At 69.9% G+C, this 16,057-nt stretch carries 16 protein-coding genes; 7 read left to right on the top strand and 9 right to left on the bottom strand.

Features of this window, described 5'->3' with window-relative positions; translation table 11 throughout:
* The first annotated feature begins 73 nt into the window (after positions 1 to 73).
* Positions 74 to 643 carry a ferritin-like domain-containing protein gene (locus GTO19_RS05450; RefSeq protein WP_291022554.1) on the top strand — a complete coding sequence of 190 codons (570 nt, stop codon included), beginning with the start codon at positions 74 to 76 and terminating at the stop codon, positions 641 to 643.
* A 74-nt stretch (positions 644 to 717) separates the two neighbouring features.
* Positions 718 to 1,269, top strand: coding sequence for a DUF3455 domain-containing protein (locus tag GTO19_RS05445; RefSeq protein ID WP_291022551.1), 552 nt, complete (start codon positions 718 to 720; stop codon positions 1,267 to 1,269).
* Between the two features lie 106 nt (positions 1,270 to 1,375).
* Here the strand turns inward: GTO19_RS05445 and GTO19_RS05440 are convergent, their stop codons facing one another.
* Both GTO19_RS05440 and GTO19_RS05435 read right to left on the bottom strand, forming a co-directional pair.
* Positions 1,376 to 2,437 (bottom strand): histone deacetylase family protein, encoded by a 1,062-nt coding sequence (locus GTO19_RS05440; RefSeq protein WP_291022550.1) that lies wholly within the window; start codon positions 2,435 to 2,437, stop codon positions 1,376 to 1,378.
* A gap of 19 nt (positions 2,438 to 2,456) precedes the next feature.
* Positions 2,457 to 3,302, bottom strand: coding sequence for an enoyl-CoA hydratase-related protein (locus GTO19_RS05435; protein WP_291022547.1), 846 nt, complete (start codon positions 3,300 to 3,302; stop codon positions 2,457 to 2,459).
* Between the two features lie 274 nt (positions 3,303 to 3,576).
* Here GTO19_RS05435 and GTO19_RS05430 point away from each other — a divergent pair, with 274 nt between their 5' ends.
* A complete protein-coding gene (locus GTO19_RS05430; protein WP_291022545.1) occupies positions 3,577 to 4,587 on the top strand; it encodes a porin in 1,011 nt (336 codons plus the stop codon).
* Between the two features lie 41 nt (positions 4,588 to 4,628).
* Here the strand turns inward: GTO19_RS05430 and GTO19_RS05425 are convergent, their stop codons facing one another.
* Positions 4,629 to 5,867, bottom strand: a complete 1,239-nt coding sequence (locus GTO19_RS05425; protein WP_291022656.1) for a DNA polymerase IV — start codon at positions 5,865 to 5,867, stop codon at positions 4,629 to 4,631.
* Positions 5,868 to 5,959: 92 nt separating this feature from the next.
* Here GTO19_RS05425 and GTO19_RS05420 point away from each other — a divergent pair, with 92 nt between their 5' ends.
* The gene (locus GTO19_RS05420) at positions 5,960 to 6,685 is read left to right on the top strand and encodes an SIMPL domain-containing protein (protein ID WP_291022542.1); all 726 of its coding nucleotides are present in this window, start codon (positions 5,960 to 5,962) and stop codon (positions 6,683 to 6,685) included.
* 9 nt (positions 6,686 to 6,694) lie between these two features.
* Here the strand turns inward: GTO19_RS05420 and GTO19_RS05415 are convergent, their stop codons facing one another.
* Both GTO19_RS05415 and GTO19_RS05410 read right to left on the bottom strand, forming a co-directional pair.
* The gene (locus tag GTO19_RS05415) at positions 6,695 to 7,444 is read right to left on the bottom strand and encodes an AAA family ATPase (RefSeq protein WP_291022540.1); all 750 of its coding nucleotides are present in this window, start codon (positions 7,442 to 7,444) and stop codon (positions 6,695 to 6,697) included.
* Positions 7,445 to 7,493: 49 nt separating this feature from the next.
* The gene (locus GTO19_RS05410; RefSeq protein WP_291022538.1) at positions 7,494 to 8,648 is read right to left on the bottom strand and encodes an alpha-hydroxy acid oxidase; all 1,155 of its coding nucleotides are present in this window, start codon (positions 8,646 to 8,648) and stop codon (positions 7,494 to 7,496) included.
* Between the two features lie 158 nt (positions 8,649 to 8,806).
* Between GTO19_RS05410 and GTO19_RS05405 the strand changes: the two genes are divergently transcribed.
* Positions 8,807 to 9,130 (top strand): DUF4124 domain-containing protein, encoded by a 324-nt coding sequence (locus GTO19_RS05405; RefSeq protein ID WP_291022537.1) that lies wholly within the window; start codon positions 8,807 to 8,809, stop codon positions 9,128 to 9,130.
* Positions 9,131 to 9,149: 19 nt separating this feature from the next.
* Here GTO19_RS05405 and GTO19_RS05400 read toward each other — a convergent pair whose 3' ends face one another.
* From GTO19_RS05400 to argH, 4 genes are all read right to left on the bottom strand, one after another.
* On the bottom strand, positions 9,150 to 10,148 hold the full coding sequence (locus tag GTO19_RS05400; protein ID WP_291022535.1) for a tripartite tricarboxylate transporter substrate binding protein: 999 nt from the start codon (positions 10,146 to 10,148) through the stop codon (positions 9,150 to 9,152).
* Positions 10,149 to 10,182: 34 nt separating this feature from the next.
* On the bottom strand, positions 10,183 to 11,337 hold the full coding sequence (locus GTO19_RS05395) for a mandelate racemase/muconate lactonizing enzyme family protein (protein ID WP_291022532.1): 1,155 nt from the start codon (positions 11,335 to 11,337) through the stop codon (positions 10,183 to 10,185).
* A 128-nt stretch (positions 11,338 to 11,465) separates the two neighbouring features.
* Positions 11,466 to 12,353 carry a LysR substrate-binding domain-containing protein gene (locus GTO19_RS05390; RefSeq protein WP_291022530.1) on the bottom strand — a complete coding sequence of 296 codons (888 nt, stop codon included), beginning with the start codon at positions 12,351 to 12,353 and terminating at the stop codon, positions 11,466 to 11,468.
* Between the two features lie 25 nt (positions 12,354 to 12,378).
* Positions 12,379 to 13,830 (bottom strand): argininosuccinate lyase, encoded by a 1,452-nt coding sequence (gene argH, locus GTO19_RS05385; RefSeq protein WP_291022528.1) that lies wholly within the window; start codon positions 13,828 to 13,830, stop codon positions 12,379 to 12,381.
* A 96-nt stretch (positions 13,831 to 13,926) separates the two neighbouring features.
* Between argH and GTO19_RS05380 the strand changes: the two genes are divergently transcribed.
* Both GTO19_RS05380 and GTO19_RS05375 read left to right on the top strand, forming a co-directional pair.
* Complete coding sequence (locus tag GTO19_RS05380; RefSeq protein ID WP_291022526.1) at positions 13,927 to 14,988, top strand: sensor histidine kinase; 1,062 nt, start codon at positions 13,927 to 13,929, stop codon at positions 14,986 to 14,988.
* A gap of 36 nt (positions 14,989 to 15,024) precedes the next feature.
* On the top strand, positions 15,025 to 15,765 hold the full coding sequence (locus GTO19_RS05375; RefSeq protein ID WP_291022524.1) for a LytTR family DNA-binding domain-containing protein: 741 nt from the start codon (positions 15,025 to 15,027) through the stop codon (positions 15,763 to 15,765).
* Positions 15,766 to 16,057 lie beyond the last annotated feature (292 nt).

The raw sequence follows: 16,057 nt of genomic DNA, 5'->3' as shown, positions 1-16,057 counted from the left end.
GGGGTGGCACGCGTATCCGCTTCGACGGCCGTCGCTCTCCTCCTCCCCAACAACCCTCACGAGAGACAAGACCATGAGCACCTCCCACGATCAACGCCGCGCCTTTCTGCGCTCCGGCGCCACCCTGTCGGCCGTCGGCCTCGCGCTGCTGGCGGGGCGGCCCGCGCTGGCCCAGGGCATGAAAGGCGACGTCGCCAAGGACGTCGACATCCTCAACATCGCGCTCGGTCTCGAGCACGAGGCCATCAACGCCTACCAGCTCGGCGCCGGCAGCGGCCTGCTGAAGAAGCCCGTGCTGGACGTGGCGGTGCAGTTCCAGGGCCACCACAAGTCGCACCGCGACGCCCTGGCCGCCACCATCCGCAAGCTCGGTGGCCAACCCGTGGCGGAGAAGAAGCCCGACGAGTACGCCAAGGACCTCAAGGCCGACACGCTCAAGAACCAGGCCGACGTGCTGTCGCTGGCCACGCGCCTGGAGCTGGGCGCGACCAATGCCTACATCAGCGTGATTCCCGCGCTGGGCGACCGCGAGCTGGCGCAGGTGGCTTCTCGCCTGGCGGCCGACGAGGCCATGCATTTCACCGTGCTCACCGCCGCGCTGGGCCGCCCCTTGCCGGCGAACGCGCTGTCCTTCGGTGCCTGACACCCATTCCTACACGGGTGGGCCATGCACCCACCCGGCTTTTCCGTCCTTCAACCTTTGACCGGAGCATTTCCATGATCCTCAAGACCACCCTGGCCGTTTCGGCCGTTCTCGCGATGACGGCCTGCGCTTCCTCGATGGGCGCCAAGCCGATGGGCATGTACTCGCAGGCCAGCCTGCCCGATGCCGTGAAGGTGCCCGCGGGGCACCGCGTGGCGCTGGAGACCGTCGGCGCGGGCGACATCACCTATGAATGCCGCGCCAGGCAAGGCATGGCAGGCCAGTTCGAATGGGTCTTCGCCGGCCCGGACGCCCGGCTCATGGACCGCGGGGGCAAACAGGTGGGCAAGTACTACGGCCCGCCCGCCACCTGGGAAGCCATGGACGGCTCGAAGATCACCGGCACCCAACTGGCGGTGGCCCCCGGCGGCAGCGGCAACATCCCGCTGCAGCTCGTCAAGGCCAACCCGGCCATGGGCATGGGCGCCATGCAGGGCGTGACCTACATCCAGCGCGTGGCCACCGTCGGCGGGGTGGCACCGGCCACGGCCTGCGGCGCCGGCAACGTGGGCGCGAAGCAGATCGTGCAGTACCGCGCGGACTACATCTTCTACAAGGCGGGCTGATCGAAGGCGCTCGCAGGGCCACCCGGGCGCCGCTTGATCGGTGCCCACCCCTTTTGCCCTGCGAACGGTGGATCGTCGCAGGGTGCTTTTTCTCGCGCGGCCGCGCTCAGGCCGCGCGCTCGAAGCCTTCGAGCAGGTTCACGGCGTTGGTGCCGACCTCGGCCACCGCGTAGCCGCCCTCGAAGGTGAAGACCGTGGGCAGCTTCAGCGAGGCCAGCGCCGCGCCGATGCCCGCGTAGTCGGCCGAGCGCAGCTGGAAACCCGAGATCGGGTCGCCTTCGAAGGTGTCCAGGCCCAGGGGCACGACCAGGGCGGTGGCGCCGACGTCCGACACCGCCTGCAGGGCCTCGTCGAGCGCGCTGCGCCAGGGCGCCAGGGCCGTGCCGCGCGGCAGGGGCCAATTGCGGTTGAAGCCTTCCCCGGCGCCGGCGCCGCGCTCGTCGGCGTGGCCCAGGAAGAAGGGGTACTCGGTGCGCGGGTCGCCGTGGAGCGAGAGCGTGAGCACATCGGCGCGTTCGTAGAAGATGGTCTGGGTGCCGTTGCCGTGGTGGTAGTCCACGTCGAGCATGGCGACGCGCGCGGGGCCGCCGTCGCGCAAGGCCTGCGCCGCGATGGCCGCGTTGTTGAGGAAGCAGTAGCCGCCGTAGAAGCCCGGCCCCGCGTGGTGGCCCGGCGGGCGCGTGAGCGCGAAGGCGCATCGCTCGCCGCCGAGCACCGCCCGCGCGGCGCCCAGGGCGCAGGCGGCACCGGCGCGCGCGGCCACCCAGCTGCCGGCGGTGAGCGGCGTGCCCGAGTCGAAGGCGAACTGGCCCAGGCGCGCGGCGATGTTCTGCGGCCAGCCGTCCTGGCGGAAGCCGTGCCGGTTGGGCAGCGGCCAGACCGAGGGCAGGGCGTCGATGCCGGCGTTGGCCGGGTCCAGCGCCACCCAGTCGTCCCAGGCGCTGGCCAGGAAGTCGAGGTAGCGCGGCTCGTGCACGGCCCGCAGCGCGGACATCAGCTCGTTGTCGCCCACGGCCGGTTCACGCAACTCGCCCAGCGGGCGGCGGCGCAGTTCCGCGAGCACGTGCTCCACGCGCGCGGGGCTCTCGTGGCTGTCCACCAGGCGGCCGCGGAACATCTCGTGACGGCCGATGTGTTCGGCGTGGCGCGGGTTCAGCAGGGTCAGCATGTCGGGTGGGGTGGGACGTTCACTCGGCGTCGAGGAAGGACTTCAGCGGCGTCAGGGGCGTGAACCGGCCCGCGCGCCGCTCCTTGGCCGACACGATGGCTTCGCGCACGTGGGCGTTGCTCCAGATCGCGCCCTGCAGCCAGCCCATCTGGCGCAGGCTGTCGTCCACCGAGTGGTCGCGCGCGTAGTTCAGGGCCTGCTTGCTGCCCCAGATGGCCACCGGTGGCTTGGCGGCGATCTCGCGCGCGCACTGCAGCGCGGCCTCCACGGTGGCGGCGTGGCTGTCGAACACCTCGTTCACCAGGCCCAGCGCCTGGGCGCGCGCGGCCGGCAGGCGCCGCCCGGTGTAGGCCAGCTCCTTCACCACGCCCAAGGGGATGAGCTTGGGCAGGCGCTGCAGCGTGCCCACGTCGGCCGCCATGCCGATGTTGATCTCCTGGATGCAGAAGAAGGCGTCGGCGCTGGCGTAGCGGATGCATCCGGCGGTGACCAGATCGACCGCGCCGCCCACGCAGCCACCCTGGATGGCAAAGACCACCGGCATGCGCAGCGTTTCCAGCCGCGTGAAGGTGGCCTGCATCTGCGACAGCAGGTCGAAGATGGCGGCGCGGCCCTCCGGGCTCTGGTCGTCCATGGTGATGGCGCCACCGAAGGTCTCCAGCGCCATGCCGGCGCTGAAGTGCTTGCCGGTGCTGCTGATGACCAGGGCGCGGGCGCGGCCCTCGGCGTTGATCTCCTGCAGCAGCGCATCCAGCTCGCGCCAGAAGGCGGGCCCCATGGTGTTGAGCGCTTCGGGCCGGTTCAGCGCGAGGTGCGCCACCTCCGGGTCGGTCCAGCTCAGGGAAAAGCAGGTCGGATGGTTCATGGGGGTGGGCCTTGTCTCGGGGCGGGGGATGCCGGGCATTCTGGTCGGGCGGGCCGCGGGCGTCTGTCCCCGGTTTGACGGGTGCGGCCGGGTGCCCGGCTGTGGCGTGCGAGCCCCCGGCGCTACTGCCGTCGCGGCAGAAGACGGACACCAATACCCGCAGAGCGGGCCTCCATCGGCGATGGACGAATGGCCGAGTCATCCATTCCCGGGACGCGCATACGGTGGCGCGCCCGAGGACGTGATCAACCCACCATTCATTCTTTGATTCCCCATGAAAAAACACCTTCTGACCCTGGCCTGTCTGTCCACCGTCGGCGCCGTCCAGGCGCAAAGCTACGTCATGCTCTATGGCGTGGCCGATGCGGCCCTCGAGCGCGTCCGGGGCGCCGCCACCACCACCCGCCTGGCCTCGGGCCAGCAGTCCGATTCACGCCTGGGCATGCGAGGCGTCGAAGACCTGGGCGGGGGCCTGAACGCGCAGTTCCTGATCGAAGGCGGCATCGACCTGGACGCAGGCGGCTTCAACCAGGGCGGGCGCGCCTTCGGCCGCCAGTCCTTCGTCGGCCTGGGCGGCGCCTGGGGCACCGTGCGCCTGGGCCGCCAGTACACGGCCATGGACGACATCGCCAACATCGTGGGCACCAAGCCCTACGACGTGCTCAGCGTGGTGCCCGTCATCGGCAATGGCGAGTTCAAGCGCGCCGACAACGCCATGACCTATCTGTCACCCTCCTTCAACGGTCTGAGCTTTCAGTGGCAGCACAGCCTGGGCGCCGAGCGCGCGCGCACCGACGCCAGCCCGGGCTTGCAGCGGCAGGCCAGCGCCCACGCGCTGTACACGAGCGGTGCGCTCACGCTGGGCCTGGGCCTGCAGCGCGTGGCCGACGCGGACGGCGCGCTGGCGGGCGATCAGCGCGTACATGCCGTCCTGCTGGCCGGTTCATACGCCTTCGATGCGATCAAGCTCACGGCCTATGTCGATGTCGAGGACAAGGGCCGCGGCAAGATGAAGGTCTATGGCCTGGCGGGCGCCCGCCGCTTCGGCGCGAACACGGTATCCGTGGGCGTGGCCAGGGCGCGCGACGTGGGCGGCCTCGGCGCGCGCCACGACGACGCCACCCTCTTTACCCTGCAGGGCAGCCACACCCTGTCCCACCGCACCTCGCTGTACGCGCACCACACCCGGGTGCGCAACGGGGCGCACGCGGCGCTGGGGTTCAACAACCCCGTGCCGTGCTGCGCATCGTCGGGCACGCAAGTCGGCATCCGGCACCAGTTCTGAGGGCCCCTCAGCCCGGTTCACCGGACGGCCGTGCACTCCCCTCAGTCCAGTTCAGGGAACAGCCGGTCGGTGTGCTCATCGCGATGCGCCTTGTCTCGTGACCTGGGAGGGCGGTCGTTCGGGTCGCTCGCGCCGGCCTCGTCTGCGCCCGTTTTGACGAGCTTGGACGAGCGCACGCCCAGCAGCCGGAAGCGCCGCGTCAGGTCCACGCGCTTCAGGCACTGGCCCGCCGCGCGGCGGATGGTGGCGGCGTCGGCCGTGGGTTCGTCCAGCGTCAGGTCGCGCGTGACCTTGGTGAAGCCCACGTAGGTGAGCTTGATGCCGATGGTGTGCGCCAGGTAGCCCTTGCGCTGCAGGTCGTTGGCCACCTGCTCGCACAGCTCGGTGAGGATGGCGCCCAGCTCCGCGCGGTCGTGCACGGCGTGCAGGTCGCGCTCGAAGGTGGTCTCGCGGCTCATGCCCACGGGCTCGCTCTCGGTCACCACGGGGCGGTCGTCCCGGCCCCAGGCCACCTCGTGCAGCCAGGCGCCGTAGCTCTTGCCGAAGTTCGCCACCAGCCACTCGGGTTCGTGCGCGGCCAGGTCGCCGATGGTGTGGATGCCGTGAGACTGCAGCTTCGCATCGGACTTGGGCCCGACGCCGTTGACCTTGCGGCAGGGCAGGGGCCAGATCAGGCGCTGCAGGTCCTCGGGCATCACGATGCTGATGCCGTTGGGCTTGTTGAACTCGCTGGCCATCTTGGCCAGCAGCTTGTTGGGCGCCACCCCGATGGAGCAGGTGAGGCCCGTGGCGTCGAAGATGCTTTTCTGGATCAAGCGCGCGAGCACGCGCCCGCCCTCGCGCTGGCCACCGGGGACCTCGGTGAAGTCGATGTAGACCTCGTCCACGCCGCGGTCCTGCATCACTGGCGCGATCTCCATGATCACCCGCTTGAAGGTGCGCGACAGGCGCTTGACCTCGTCGAAGTCCACCGGCAGCAGGATGGCCTGCGGGCACAGTCTGGCGGCCTTCATGAGCCCCATGGCCGAGCCCACGCCGAACTGGCGCGCCGCGTAGGTGGCGGTGGTGGCCACCCCGCGGCCCACGTACTCGCTCAGGCGCGGGAAGAAGTCCACCGGGATGCGGTCCAGCGTCTGCGGGCCCCAGTCGGTGTCCGGGAAGGCCTCGCGCAGGCGCTCGAACATGGCCACCTCGCGTCGGCGCCCGCCGCCGATGACCATGGGCAGGCCCTTGAGCTGGGGGTAGCGCAGCAGTTCGACGGACGCGAAAAAGGCGTCCATGTCGAGGTGGGCGATGCGGCGCTGGGCGTTCACGCGCGAATCGTAGCCCGCTTACCATGCCCGGGTATGTCGTCATCACGCAGGAGGCTCTCATGACCCACCCCCTCACCCGATTGCTCGCGGCCGCGCTGGTCGGTGCCGGTGTCGCCGTCGCCGGCCTGGCCGTCAGCCATGGGCTGGAGCGCTTTCGCCTCGCCGACCGCAGCGTCACCGTCAAGGGCCTGGCCGAAAAAAACGTGGAGAGCGATTTCGCCGTCTGGACCCTGGGGTTTCGCCGCGGCGGCAACGCCTTCGACGCGGTGCAGAAGGCGCTCGCGGGCGACCGCGACGCGGTGGTGGGTTTCCTCAAGCAGCGCGGCTTCAAGGACGAGGAGATCGAGGTGCGGCCGCTGGGCGTGCAGGACCTGTTCGCGCGCGAGTACGGGTCGGGCAACCAGCCGCTGCGCTTCAACGGCACGGGGCAGGTGATCGTGAAGTCGCCGCGCGTGGCCGAGGTGCAGGCCGCGGCGCTGGCGGTGGACCCGCTGATCCAGGCCGGTGTTCAATTGGGCGGCGAAGGCCCGGGCTCGGGCGGCCCGCAGTTCCAGTTGCGCGGCTTCAACGACGTGAAGGCCCCGCTGCTGGCCGAGGCCACGCGCAACGCGCGCGAGCAGGCCGAGAAGTTCGCCGCCGAGGCCGGCGCGCAATTGGGCGCACTGAAAAGCGCCAACCAGGGCGTGATCCAGATCAGCGGTGCCGCCGGCAGCGACTACGACGACGGCAGCTCACGCGAGAAGCGGCTGCGCGTGGTCAGCACCTTCGTGTACGAGTTGCGCTGAGGCGGGGCATCAACCCGCCAGCAACTGGTGCAGCATGCGCTGCGGGTCGGCCATGAAGCTGCGCATCACCTGGTAGTGCTCGGTGTCCTCATAGGCCACGCGCTCGATGCCGCCGCGCGAGAACTGGAAGATCCAGGCGTCCGGGTACGCCATGAGGATGGGCGAGTGCGTGGCGATGATGAACTGCGAACCGTCCCGCACCAGCTCGTGCAGGCGCGCGAGCGCGGCGAGTTGGCGCTGCGGTGAGAGCGCGGCCTCGGGTTCGTCCAGCAGGTACAGGCCGCCGCCGCGAAAGCGCTCCATCAGCAGCGCCAGGAAGGACTCGCCGTGCGACTGCTCATGCAGCGCGCGTTCTCCGTAGGCCGGGCCGACGCGTGCGCCGATCGTGGGTTCCGCGTCCAGCCGCTCGATCTCCGTGGCCACGTTGAAGAAGCTCTCGGCGCGCAGAAAGTAGCCATCGCGCGGGCGCTTCACGCCCTTGGCAATGCGCAGGTACTCGTGCAGCACCGAGTGCGAGGCGCGCGTACCGAAGTGGAAGTTCTTCGAGCCGCCTTCGGGGTTGAAGCCCATCGCCACCGCGATGGCCTCCAGCAGTGTGGACTTGCCAGAACCGTTCTCCCCTATGAAGAAGCTCACCTTGGGGTGCGGCTCGAGCGGCTCCAGCGTGCGAACCGCCGGCAGGTTGAACGGGTAGCGGTCGAAGGACTCGACCTGGTCGCGCCGCAGGGTGATGCGGCTGATGAACTGGCTGGAGATCATGGTTCGCGGCGTTGGGCTGAGACCGCGATGCATGACAGGCGTGGGGGCCTCAAGCCGTCGGATAGGTGCCCGGCAGCAGGATGGACTTGTCCACGTTCTCGATCTGCGTGTGGCCGCAGAAGGCCATGGTCAGGTCGAGTTCCTTGTGGATGATCTCCAGCGCCTTGCTGACGCCTTCCTCGCCCATGGCGCCCAGGCCGTACAGCATGGCGCGGCCGATGTAGCAGCCGCGTGCGCCCAGGGCGCGGGCCTTGAGCACGTCCTGCCCGCTGCGCACGCCGCCGTCCATGTGCACCTCGATTTGCGAGCCCACCTCGGACACGATCGCAGGCAGCGCCTCGATGCTGCTCTGGGCACCGTCGAGCTGGCGCCCGCCGTGGTTGCTCACGATCAGCGCGTCGGCGCCGGTCTGCACGGCCAGGCGCGCGTCCTCCACGTCCTGGATGCCCTTGAGGATGAGCTTGCCGCCCCAGCGCTTCTTGATCCACTCCACGTCGCCCCAGTTGAGCGAGGGATCGAACTGCTGCGAGGTCCAGGCGCCCAGGTTGGCCATGTCCTTCACGCCCTGCACGTGGCCCACGATGTTGCCGAACTGGCGGCGCTTGGTGCCCAGCATGCCCAGCGCCCAGCGCGGCTTGCTGGCGATGTTCAGGATGTTCGGCAGCGTCAGGCGCGGCGGGGCGGTCAGGCCGTTCTTCAGGTCCTTGTGGCGCTGGCCGATGATCTGCAGGTCCAGCGTGAGCACCAGGGCGCCGCAGTTCGCGGCCTTGGCGCGGTCGATCAGGCGCTCGATGAAGGCGCGGTCCTTCATGACGTAGAGCTGGAACCAGAAGGCTTCGCCCGCGTGCTGCGCCACGTCCTCGATGGAGCAGATGCTCATGGTGGACAGCGTGAAGGGGATGCCGAACTTGCGGGCCGCGCGCGCCGCGAGGATCTCGCCATCGGCGTGCTGCATGCCGGTGAGGCCAGTGGGCGCGATGGCCAGCGGCATGGCCGCGTCCACCCCGACCAGCGTGGTGCGCGTGCTGCGGTTCTCCATGTTCACCGCCACGCGCTGGCGCAGCTTGATCTTCTGGAAGTCCGCTTCGTTGGCGCGGTAGGAGCCCTCGGTCCAGGAGCCGGAGTCGGCGTACTCGTAGAACATGCGCGGCACGCGCTTTTGCGCCAGCACGCGCAGGTCTTCGATGTTGGTGATCACGGTCATGGACAGGTCTCCTCGTTGTGTGTGTGTCGATCCGGGCTGGCCGCGATGGTAGCGAGCCGGCCCGTCCGCCGCGCGTGAAAGCGCGCCGGCGCGGTTTGAAACATTTTCAGAGTGGCGCGGGCGGGGGAACCGGACGGATACTGCGCGATCCGATGTCCATGCGCCGATTCACACGCTCCGCCCTGGTGCTGGCCGCCACGCTGGCGCCCTTGTGCGCCGCAGCAGCCGAGATCTGGCGCTGGGTCGACCGCGACGGCTACACCCACTACACGCAGGCGGTGGACATCCCCGAGCGCTACCGCGCCAGCGCCGTGCCGGCAGCCGCGCCGCTGCCGCCGGGCACGCCGGCCTGCGAGGTGGCCTGGCACCGCTACGCGGCCAGCCAGGCCTGCTTCGACGCGTACCGGGTGGTGGGCGGCGGCCTCAAGCCCGAGGCCTTCCAGCGCTGCCAGGAGCTGCCCGAGCCCCCGCCCTGCCGCTGAGGCCCGGGCTCGGCCGGTGTCACTGCCCCGAGATCTTCTGCTCGCGGATCACCTTGCCCCACTCGTTGGACTCGCGCACCACGTCCGCCGCCAGCGGGCCCGCCGGCATGTAGGCCGGCACGGCGCCCTGCTGGGCCGCCACCTGCGCGATGTCGGGCGCGGCCATCACCTGGCGCAGCGAATCGCTGAGCCGCTCCACGATGGGCGCGGGCGTGCCCGCCGGGGCCAGGATGTAGAGGCGCGGCACGGCCGAGAAGCCCGGCAGCGCGTCCGACAGCGGCGCGATGTCCTCGCCACCCTGCAGCTTCACCGGGTTCATCACCGCCAGCGCGCGCAGCTTGCCCGCGCGCGCCTGGGCGATGGCGGAGGCCGCGCTCACCACGCCGATCGGCACCTGGCCGCTCATCACGTCGGGCACGATCTGCGCCGCGCCCCGGTAGGGGATGTGGACCACGTAGGCGCCGGTCTGGCCCTTGAGCATCTCGAAGCCCAGGTGGTGCACCGTGCCCACGCCCGAGGTGGCGTAGGAATAGCGGCCGGGGTTCTTCTTCAGCAGCGCCACGAACTCGGCCGGCGTCTTCGCGGGGAAGTCGTTGCCCGTCACGATGACCAGCGGCAGCGTGAACAGCCCGGCGACCGGCGTGAAAGACTTGATCGGGTCGAAGCTCATCTGCGGCTTCAGGTACTGGGCGATCAGCAGCGAGCTGTCGCCCAGCATCAGCGTGTAGCCGTCGGGCGCGGCCCGCGCCACCGTGTCGCCCGCGATCAGCCCGGCCGCGCCGGTGCGGTTGTCCACCACCACCTGCTGGCCCAGCTTCTCGGCCAGGCGCGGCGCCACCAGGCGCGCCATGGCGTCCACGCCGCCGCCGGCGGAGTAGCCCACCACCAGGCGGATGGGGCGTGCGGGCCAGTCCTGCGCCGCGGCGGGGGTGGCCACGCCGGTGGTGGCGAAGGCGGCCAGCAGCGCGGCGATCAGCGCGCGGCGGTTGGAAGAGGTCGAACCCGTCGCATCTTGCATGTCTTGTCTCCTGTCGTTGTCGTGGGGAATCCGCTCAGGCCTTGCCGGCACCGCGCGAGCCTGGGCGGCGCGCCAGCTCGGCCAGCCGCTCGGGGTTGGGTTTGAAGCCCAGGCCCGGCGCCTGCGGCAGGCGCAGCACGCCGCGCTCGGGTTTGGGCAGGCCGTCGAAGACCAGTTCGCAGCACTGCACCGCGACCGAGTGGTATTCGACCAGCGAGCCATTGGCCAGGCCCGCGTGCAGGTGCATGTTGTGGTGCGGCCAGGCCCCGCCGTTGGCGAAGCGCGTGTTGAACGCCGCCGCCATGCCCGCGATGCGCCCGCACTGCGTGAAGCCGCCGCTGATGCAGGCGTTGGGCTGCACCACGTCCACGGCCTGAGCCACCAGCAGGTCGCGAAAACGCGTGGCCAGGCCTTCGTTCTGGCCGGCGGCCAGGGGGATGCCGGTCTTGGCGCGCAGCTTCTGCAGGTTGGGGATGTCGTTGTGCGTCACCGGCTCCTCGAAGAAGCTGATGTCGTACGCCTCCACCTGTTTCGCCAGCTTCAGCGCGTGGAAGTAGTCCAGGCTGCAGTTGGCGTCGATGTAGATCTGCACGTCCGGGCCCACGGCCTCGCGCACGGCGCGGATGCGCTGCACGTCCTCGGCGATCACCGCGTCCAGCGGGCGCGGCTCGTCGCGGCGGGCCAGGGCGTGGTGGCCCACGGTCATCTTCAGGCGCGTGAAGCCGCGCGACACCCAGTCCTTCGCGGCACTGGCCAGCTCGTCGCGCTCGAAAAAGGCGAAACCGAAGGTGGCGTACACCGGCACCTCGTCCCGCGCACCGCCCAGCAGACGCCAGCAGGGCTCGCCCAGGGCCTGGCCCTTGATGTCCCACAGCGCGAGGTCGATGGCCGCGATGGCGTGGCTGGCATAGCCCGACTGCCCGCGTGGCGTGAGCAGCCAGTACAGGCGCTCCCAGATCTGCTCGTGGCGCATCGGGTCCAGGCCCACCAGGTGGTGAGCCGCGATGTCGTTGACGATGCTGCCGATCACCTCTTCTTCGGTGATGGCGGTCATGCCGGTGCCGATCAGGCCGTTGTCGGTCTCGATCGACACGAGGCAGACGGACAGGCTGGTGGTCTTGCTGCCACGGGCGGCCTGCACGGTGACGGGCAGGTTCAGCGGCGTGGCCCAGACGCGGGCGATCTTCATCTTGTCTCCTGCGCCGCGTGCGGCGGCGTGTTCGTTGGGTTCGCGGGCAGTGTAGGAACGGCTCGCGGCGCGCGGCAATGGCCTGCGCGGAAGGCCGCTTTCGCGTTTGGCGAAAGCCGGGGAGGGCTTCAGCGAGTCAGCGCCCGCACCAGCGTGGCCGCGGCAGGTGCCAGCGGCGCGTCGGTGCGCGTGGCGATGCTGTGCGTGCGCCGCGCCCAGGCGTCGCTCAATGGCACCGCGGCCAGCGGCAGGTGCGCCAGTTGCGGCGCAACGGCCTCCAGCGGCAGCACACCCACGCCCAGGCCGGCCGCCACCATGCGGCAGACGGCGTCGAAGCCGCGCATGCGCATGCGCACGTTCAAGGGGCGGCCTGCGTCGGTGGCCGAGGCGAGCAGGCGGTTGGACAAGGCGGTGCCGTCGCTCAGGGTGATGAAGGGCTCGTCCAGCGCGTCGGCCAGGCGCAGCTTCCTGCGCCCCGCGAGGCGGTGCGACGCGGGCGCGAGCAGCACCAGCGTGTCGCTGAAGAACGGCGTGAAGGCCAGGCCCGCGGGCGGTACGGGCAGGTCGACCACGCCAAAATCGGCGCGGCCTTCGATCAGCGCGAGCGGGATCTCCGGGCTGCCGCGCTCCTCGATGTCCACCCGGATGAGCGGGTGGCTGGAGAGGAAGCGCTGCAGGCGCTGTGGCAGCACCTCCAGCAGGGCCGAGGTGTTGGCCAGCACGCGCACCTGGCCCTGCATCCCCTGGCTGTAGCCCTTGAGGTGCTGTGCCAGGCGGTCGGCATCCGTCAACAGGGCGCGGCTGCGCTGCACCAGCATCTGGCCCGCGGGCGTGAGCTGCACGCCGCGCGAGGAACGTTCGAAGATGCGAAAGCCCAGCGAGTCCTCCAGCGCGCTGATGCGCGAACTGGCCGCGGCCACCGCCAGGTGCAGCCGTTCACTGGCCGCGCTGATGGAGCCCAGGTCGGCCGCGGCGATCACCACCCGCAGCGTGCCGAGGTCGATGGGCTCATGCATGCGCAGGCCGAGCCGGCTGCGGGCCTCAGCCCAGGCGGGCGCGGTGGCGGGCGATCTGCTCGCGCACCTGCGCCGGCGCCGTGCCGCCCAGCGTGTTGCGGGCCGAGAGCGAGCCGCGCAGGCTCAGCACCTCGTACACGTCCTTGCCGATGCTGGCGTGAAAGCCCTGCAGCACGGTGAGCGGCAGTTCGGAGAGGTCGCAGTTGTGGGAGGTGGCGGCCTTCACCGCGTGCGCCACCGTCTCGTGCGCATCGCGGAAGGGCAGGCCCTTCTTCACCAGGTAGTCGGCCAGGTCGGTGGCGGTGGCGTAACCCTTGTTGGCTGCGGCCTCCATGGCCTGGGCATTCACGGTGAGGCCGCCTTCCTTCTTGCCCGTGGCCGGGTTCAGCTGTCCGCCCACCATCTCCGCGAAGATGCGCAGCGTGTCGGTGAGCGTGTCCACGGTGTCGAACAGCGGTTCCTTGTCTTCCTGGTTGTCCTTGTTGTAGGCCAGGGGCTGGCCCTTCATGAGCGTGATGAGGCCCATGAGGTGGCCCACCACGCGTCCGGTCTTGCCGCGCGCGAGTTCGGGCACGTCCGGGTTCTTCTTCTGCGGCATGATGGACGAGCCGGTGGTGAAGCGGTCGGCGATCTTCACGAAGCCGAAGTTCTGGCTCATCCACAGGATCAGTTCTTCGCTGAAGCGGCTGATGTGCACCATGCACAGCGATGCCGCGGCGGTGAATTCGATCGCGAAGTCGCGGTCGCTGACGCCGTCCAGGCTGTTCTGGCACACCGCGGGGGCGCCCTTGTCGTCCACCATGCCCAAGGTCTTCGCCACGCGCTCGCGGTCCAGCGGGTACGTGGTGCCGGCCAGTGCGGCGCTGCCCAGCGGCAGGCGGTTGGTGCGGCGGCGCACGTCGGCGAAGCGCTCGGCGTCGCGCGCGAACATCTCCACGTAGGCCAGCAGGTGGTGGGCAAAGCTCACGGGTTGTGCCACCTGCAGGTGCGTGAAGCCGGGGAGGATCACGTCGACGTTCTTTTCGGCCACCTCCACCAGCGCGCGCTGCAACTCGCCCAGCAGACCGTCGATGAGGTCGATCTCGCCGCGCAGCCACAGGCGCACATCGGTGGCCACCTGGTCGTTGCGGCTGCGCCCGGTGTGCAGGCGCTTGCCGGCGTCGCCCACCAGTTGGGTCAGGCGCGCCTCGATGTTGAGGTGCACGTCTTCCAGGTCGAGCTTCCACTCGAACTCGCCCCGCTCGATCTCGCTGGCGATCTGCGACATGCCCCGCTGGATGTCCGCATGGTCCGACGGGCCGATGATGCCTTGCGCCGCGAGCATCTCGGCGTGTGCGAGACTGCCCTGGATGTCGGCCTGCCACAGTCGTTTGTCGAAGAAAACACTCGCGGTGTATCGCTTGACCAACTCGCTCATCGGCTCCGAGAATAGGGCGGACCAGGCTTCGGATTTCTTGTCGAGTTGGTTGGATGACATGGTGTTGTCAGCGGCTGTACGGGGGAGTGTGAGAGCGCCTGGGCAACCAAGCGCGGGCCTGGGCGGCCGACCGAACGGAAAACGGTATCGCTTCCCATGAAAGATTCGCGGATTTTATCGACCTTCCAGGAGTTGCCCCACGCAGCGGGGGCGCGTCCGCTCACGGAAATGCCCGAGTACGTGCGGGCCCGCGTGCAGGTGTTCGACACCTGCCAGGTCGGTGTGGTGCTGCGCGCGGTGCTGTTCGTGCAGGCCATTGTTGCCGTGGCGGCGTTGTTCACGGCCAGCAGTGTCGCCACCTGGGGCACCTCGCTGGCGATCTACACCGGCGCGGCCCTGCCCGCCGTGCTGGCCTGGCTGCTGGCCATCTGCGCGCTCAAGCGCCAGCTCGGGCGCATGGAGACGCACTGGCAATGGACGGTGGCCGTCGCGCTCGGGGCCGTGGCGGGCCTCTATGGCTGCGGGCTGGTGGTGTGGTTGGGCATCCTCACGCACAACCTGTGGTTCGCCTCGGCCGCGGCCGGTGCCCTGGTGGCGGCGGTGCTGGTGGCCGGGCTGGTGTGGCGCGCCAAGGCTCGCATGCCCGCGGGCACCACGGCCCGGCTGGCCGAATTGCAGGCGCGCATTCGCCCGCACTTCCTGTTCAATACGCTCAACAGCGCCATTGCGCTGGTGCGCGAGGAACCGGCCAAGGCCGAAAGCCTGCTGGAAGACCTGAGCGAACTGTTTCGCCACGCGCTGGCCGACCCCAAGGAGGCGGTGCCCCTGTGGCAGGAGCTCGAGCTGGCCGAGCACTACCTGGCCATCGAGCAGGTGCGCTTCGGCGACCGCCTGCAGGTGGAGTGGGCGATCGACGAGGCGGCCTCCAAGGCCCGGCTGCCACCCCTGATCCTGCAGCCCCTGGTGGAGAATGCGGTGAAACATGGTGTGGAGCCCAGCCCCATCGGCGCCACGGTGCGCATCAGCACGCAGCGCCGGGGCGGGGTGGTGGTGATCAAGGTCACCAACACCGTGCCGGCGGGCAGCGGCAAGCGCGGCAACGGCCTGGCACTGGACAACGTGCGGCAGCGGCTGACCTTGTTGCATGATGTGCAGGGGCGCTTCCAGAGTGCGCTGGTCAACGGCGTGTTTCAGGTGCGTCTCGAAATCCCGGTATAAGCGCGGCATGGCAAAGACCGATCACGGAGCACAAACATGGCACTGAAGGTTCTGATCGTCGACGATGAAGCCCTGGCGCGGTCGCGCATGCGCACCCTCCTGGGCGAATGCACCGAACCGCGCACCGACGTGGTGGGCGAGGCCGGCAATGCGGTGCAGGCGATGGACATGATCCAGCGCACCCACTGCGAGCTGGTGCTGCTGGATGTGCACATGCCCGGGGTGGATGGCATCACCCTGGCCAACACCCTGCGTCAGATGGCCGCGCCGCCCTCGATCGTGTTCGTGACGGCCTACCCGGAGCACGCGGTGAGCGCGTTCGAGGTGGAGGCAGTGGACTACCTGACCAAGCCGGTGCGCCGCGAGCGGCTGCAGCAGGCGCTGCAGAAGGTGGTGAAGGTGCGCGCGGGCAAGGAGGGCGGCGGCGACTCGGGCCCGCCGGAGGCGCTGATCATCCAGGAGCGCGGGCGCAGTGAGCGCGTGGCGCTGTCGGACATCATCTACCTCAAGGCCGAGCTGAAGTACATCACGGTGCGCACGGCGGAGAAGGAACACATCTACGACGGCGCGCTGAGCGACCTGGAGTCGCGCTACTCGCACCTGTTCGTGCGGGTGCACCGCAATGCGCTGGTGTCGCGGCGGGCGGTGCGGGCGGTTGAGAAGCACAGCGATCCGGTCGAGGGTGAGGGCTGGACGGTGCGGCTTGATGGGGTGGAGGAGCGGCTGGCTGTTTCTCGTCGGCAACTGGCGGCGGTGCGTGAAGCGCTGATGGGCTGATTTGATTTCTTTCGCGGGGTTTGCTCCGGCTGCTCCGGTCGTCGGCGACCGGGTGTCCGGCTCCGCGACTGTCCCCCGGAGCGGATCGCTGACGCGCTCCGCTCCTCCTCCTTTATGTCGCTGCGCCGGACACCCGATCACCGACGACCTCGTTGGCACTCGGTCTGTGGGCGCGCCAAGGTGCCTGTTGCTCGGGGACGCTGGGTGCACTGCGTAGCGACATAAAGGAGGAGGACCGGGCGCAGCCCGGTCCGGGGGACAGTCGCGGAGCAGTGCACCCAGTGGCCCCGAG

It is taken from the genome of Hydrogenophaga sp. (genome assembly GCF_011772445.1).
GTDB lineage: Bacteria > Pseudomonadota > Gammaproteobacteria > Burkholderiales > Burkholderiaceae_C > Hydrogenophaga.
This window is presented reverse-complemented; position numbering and strand designations above follow the sequence as displayed.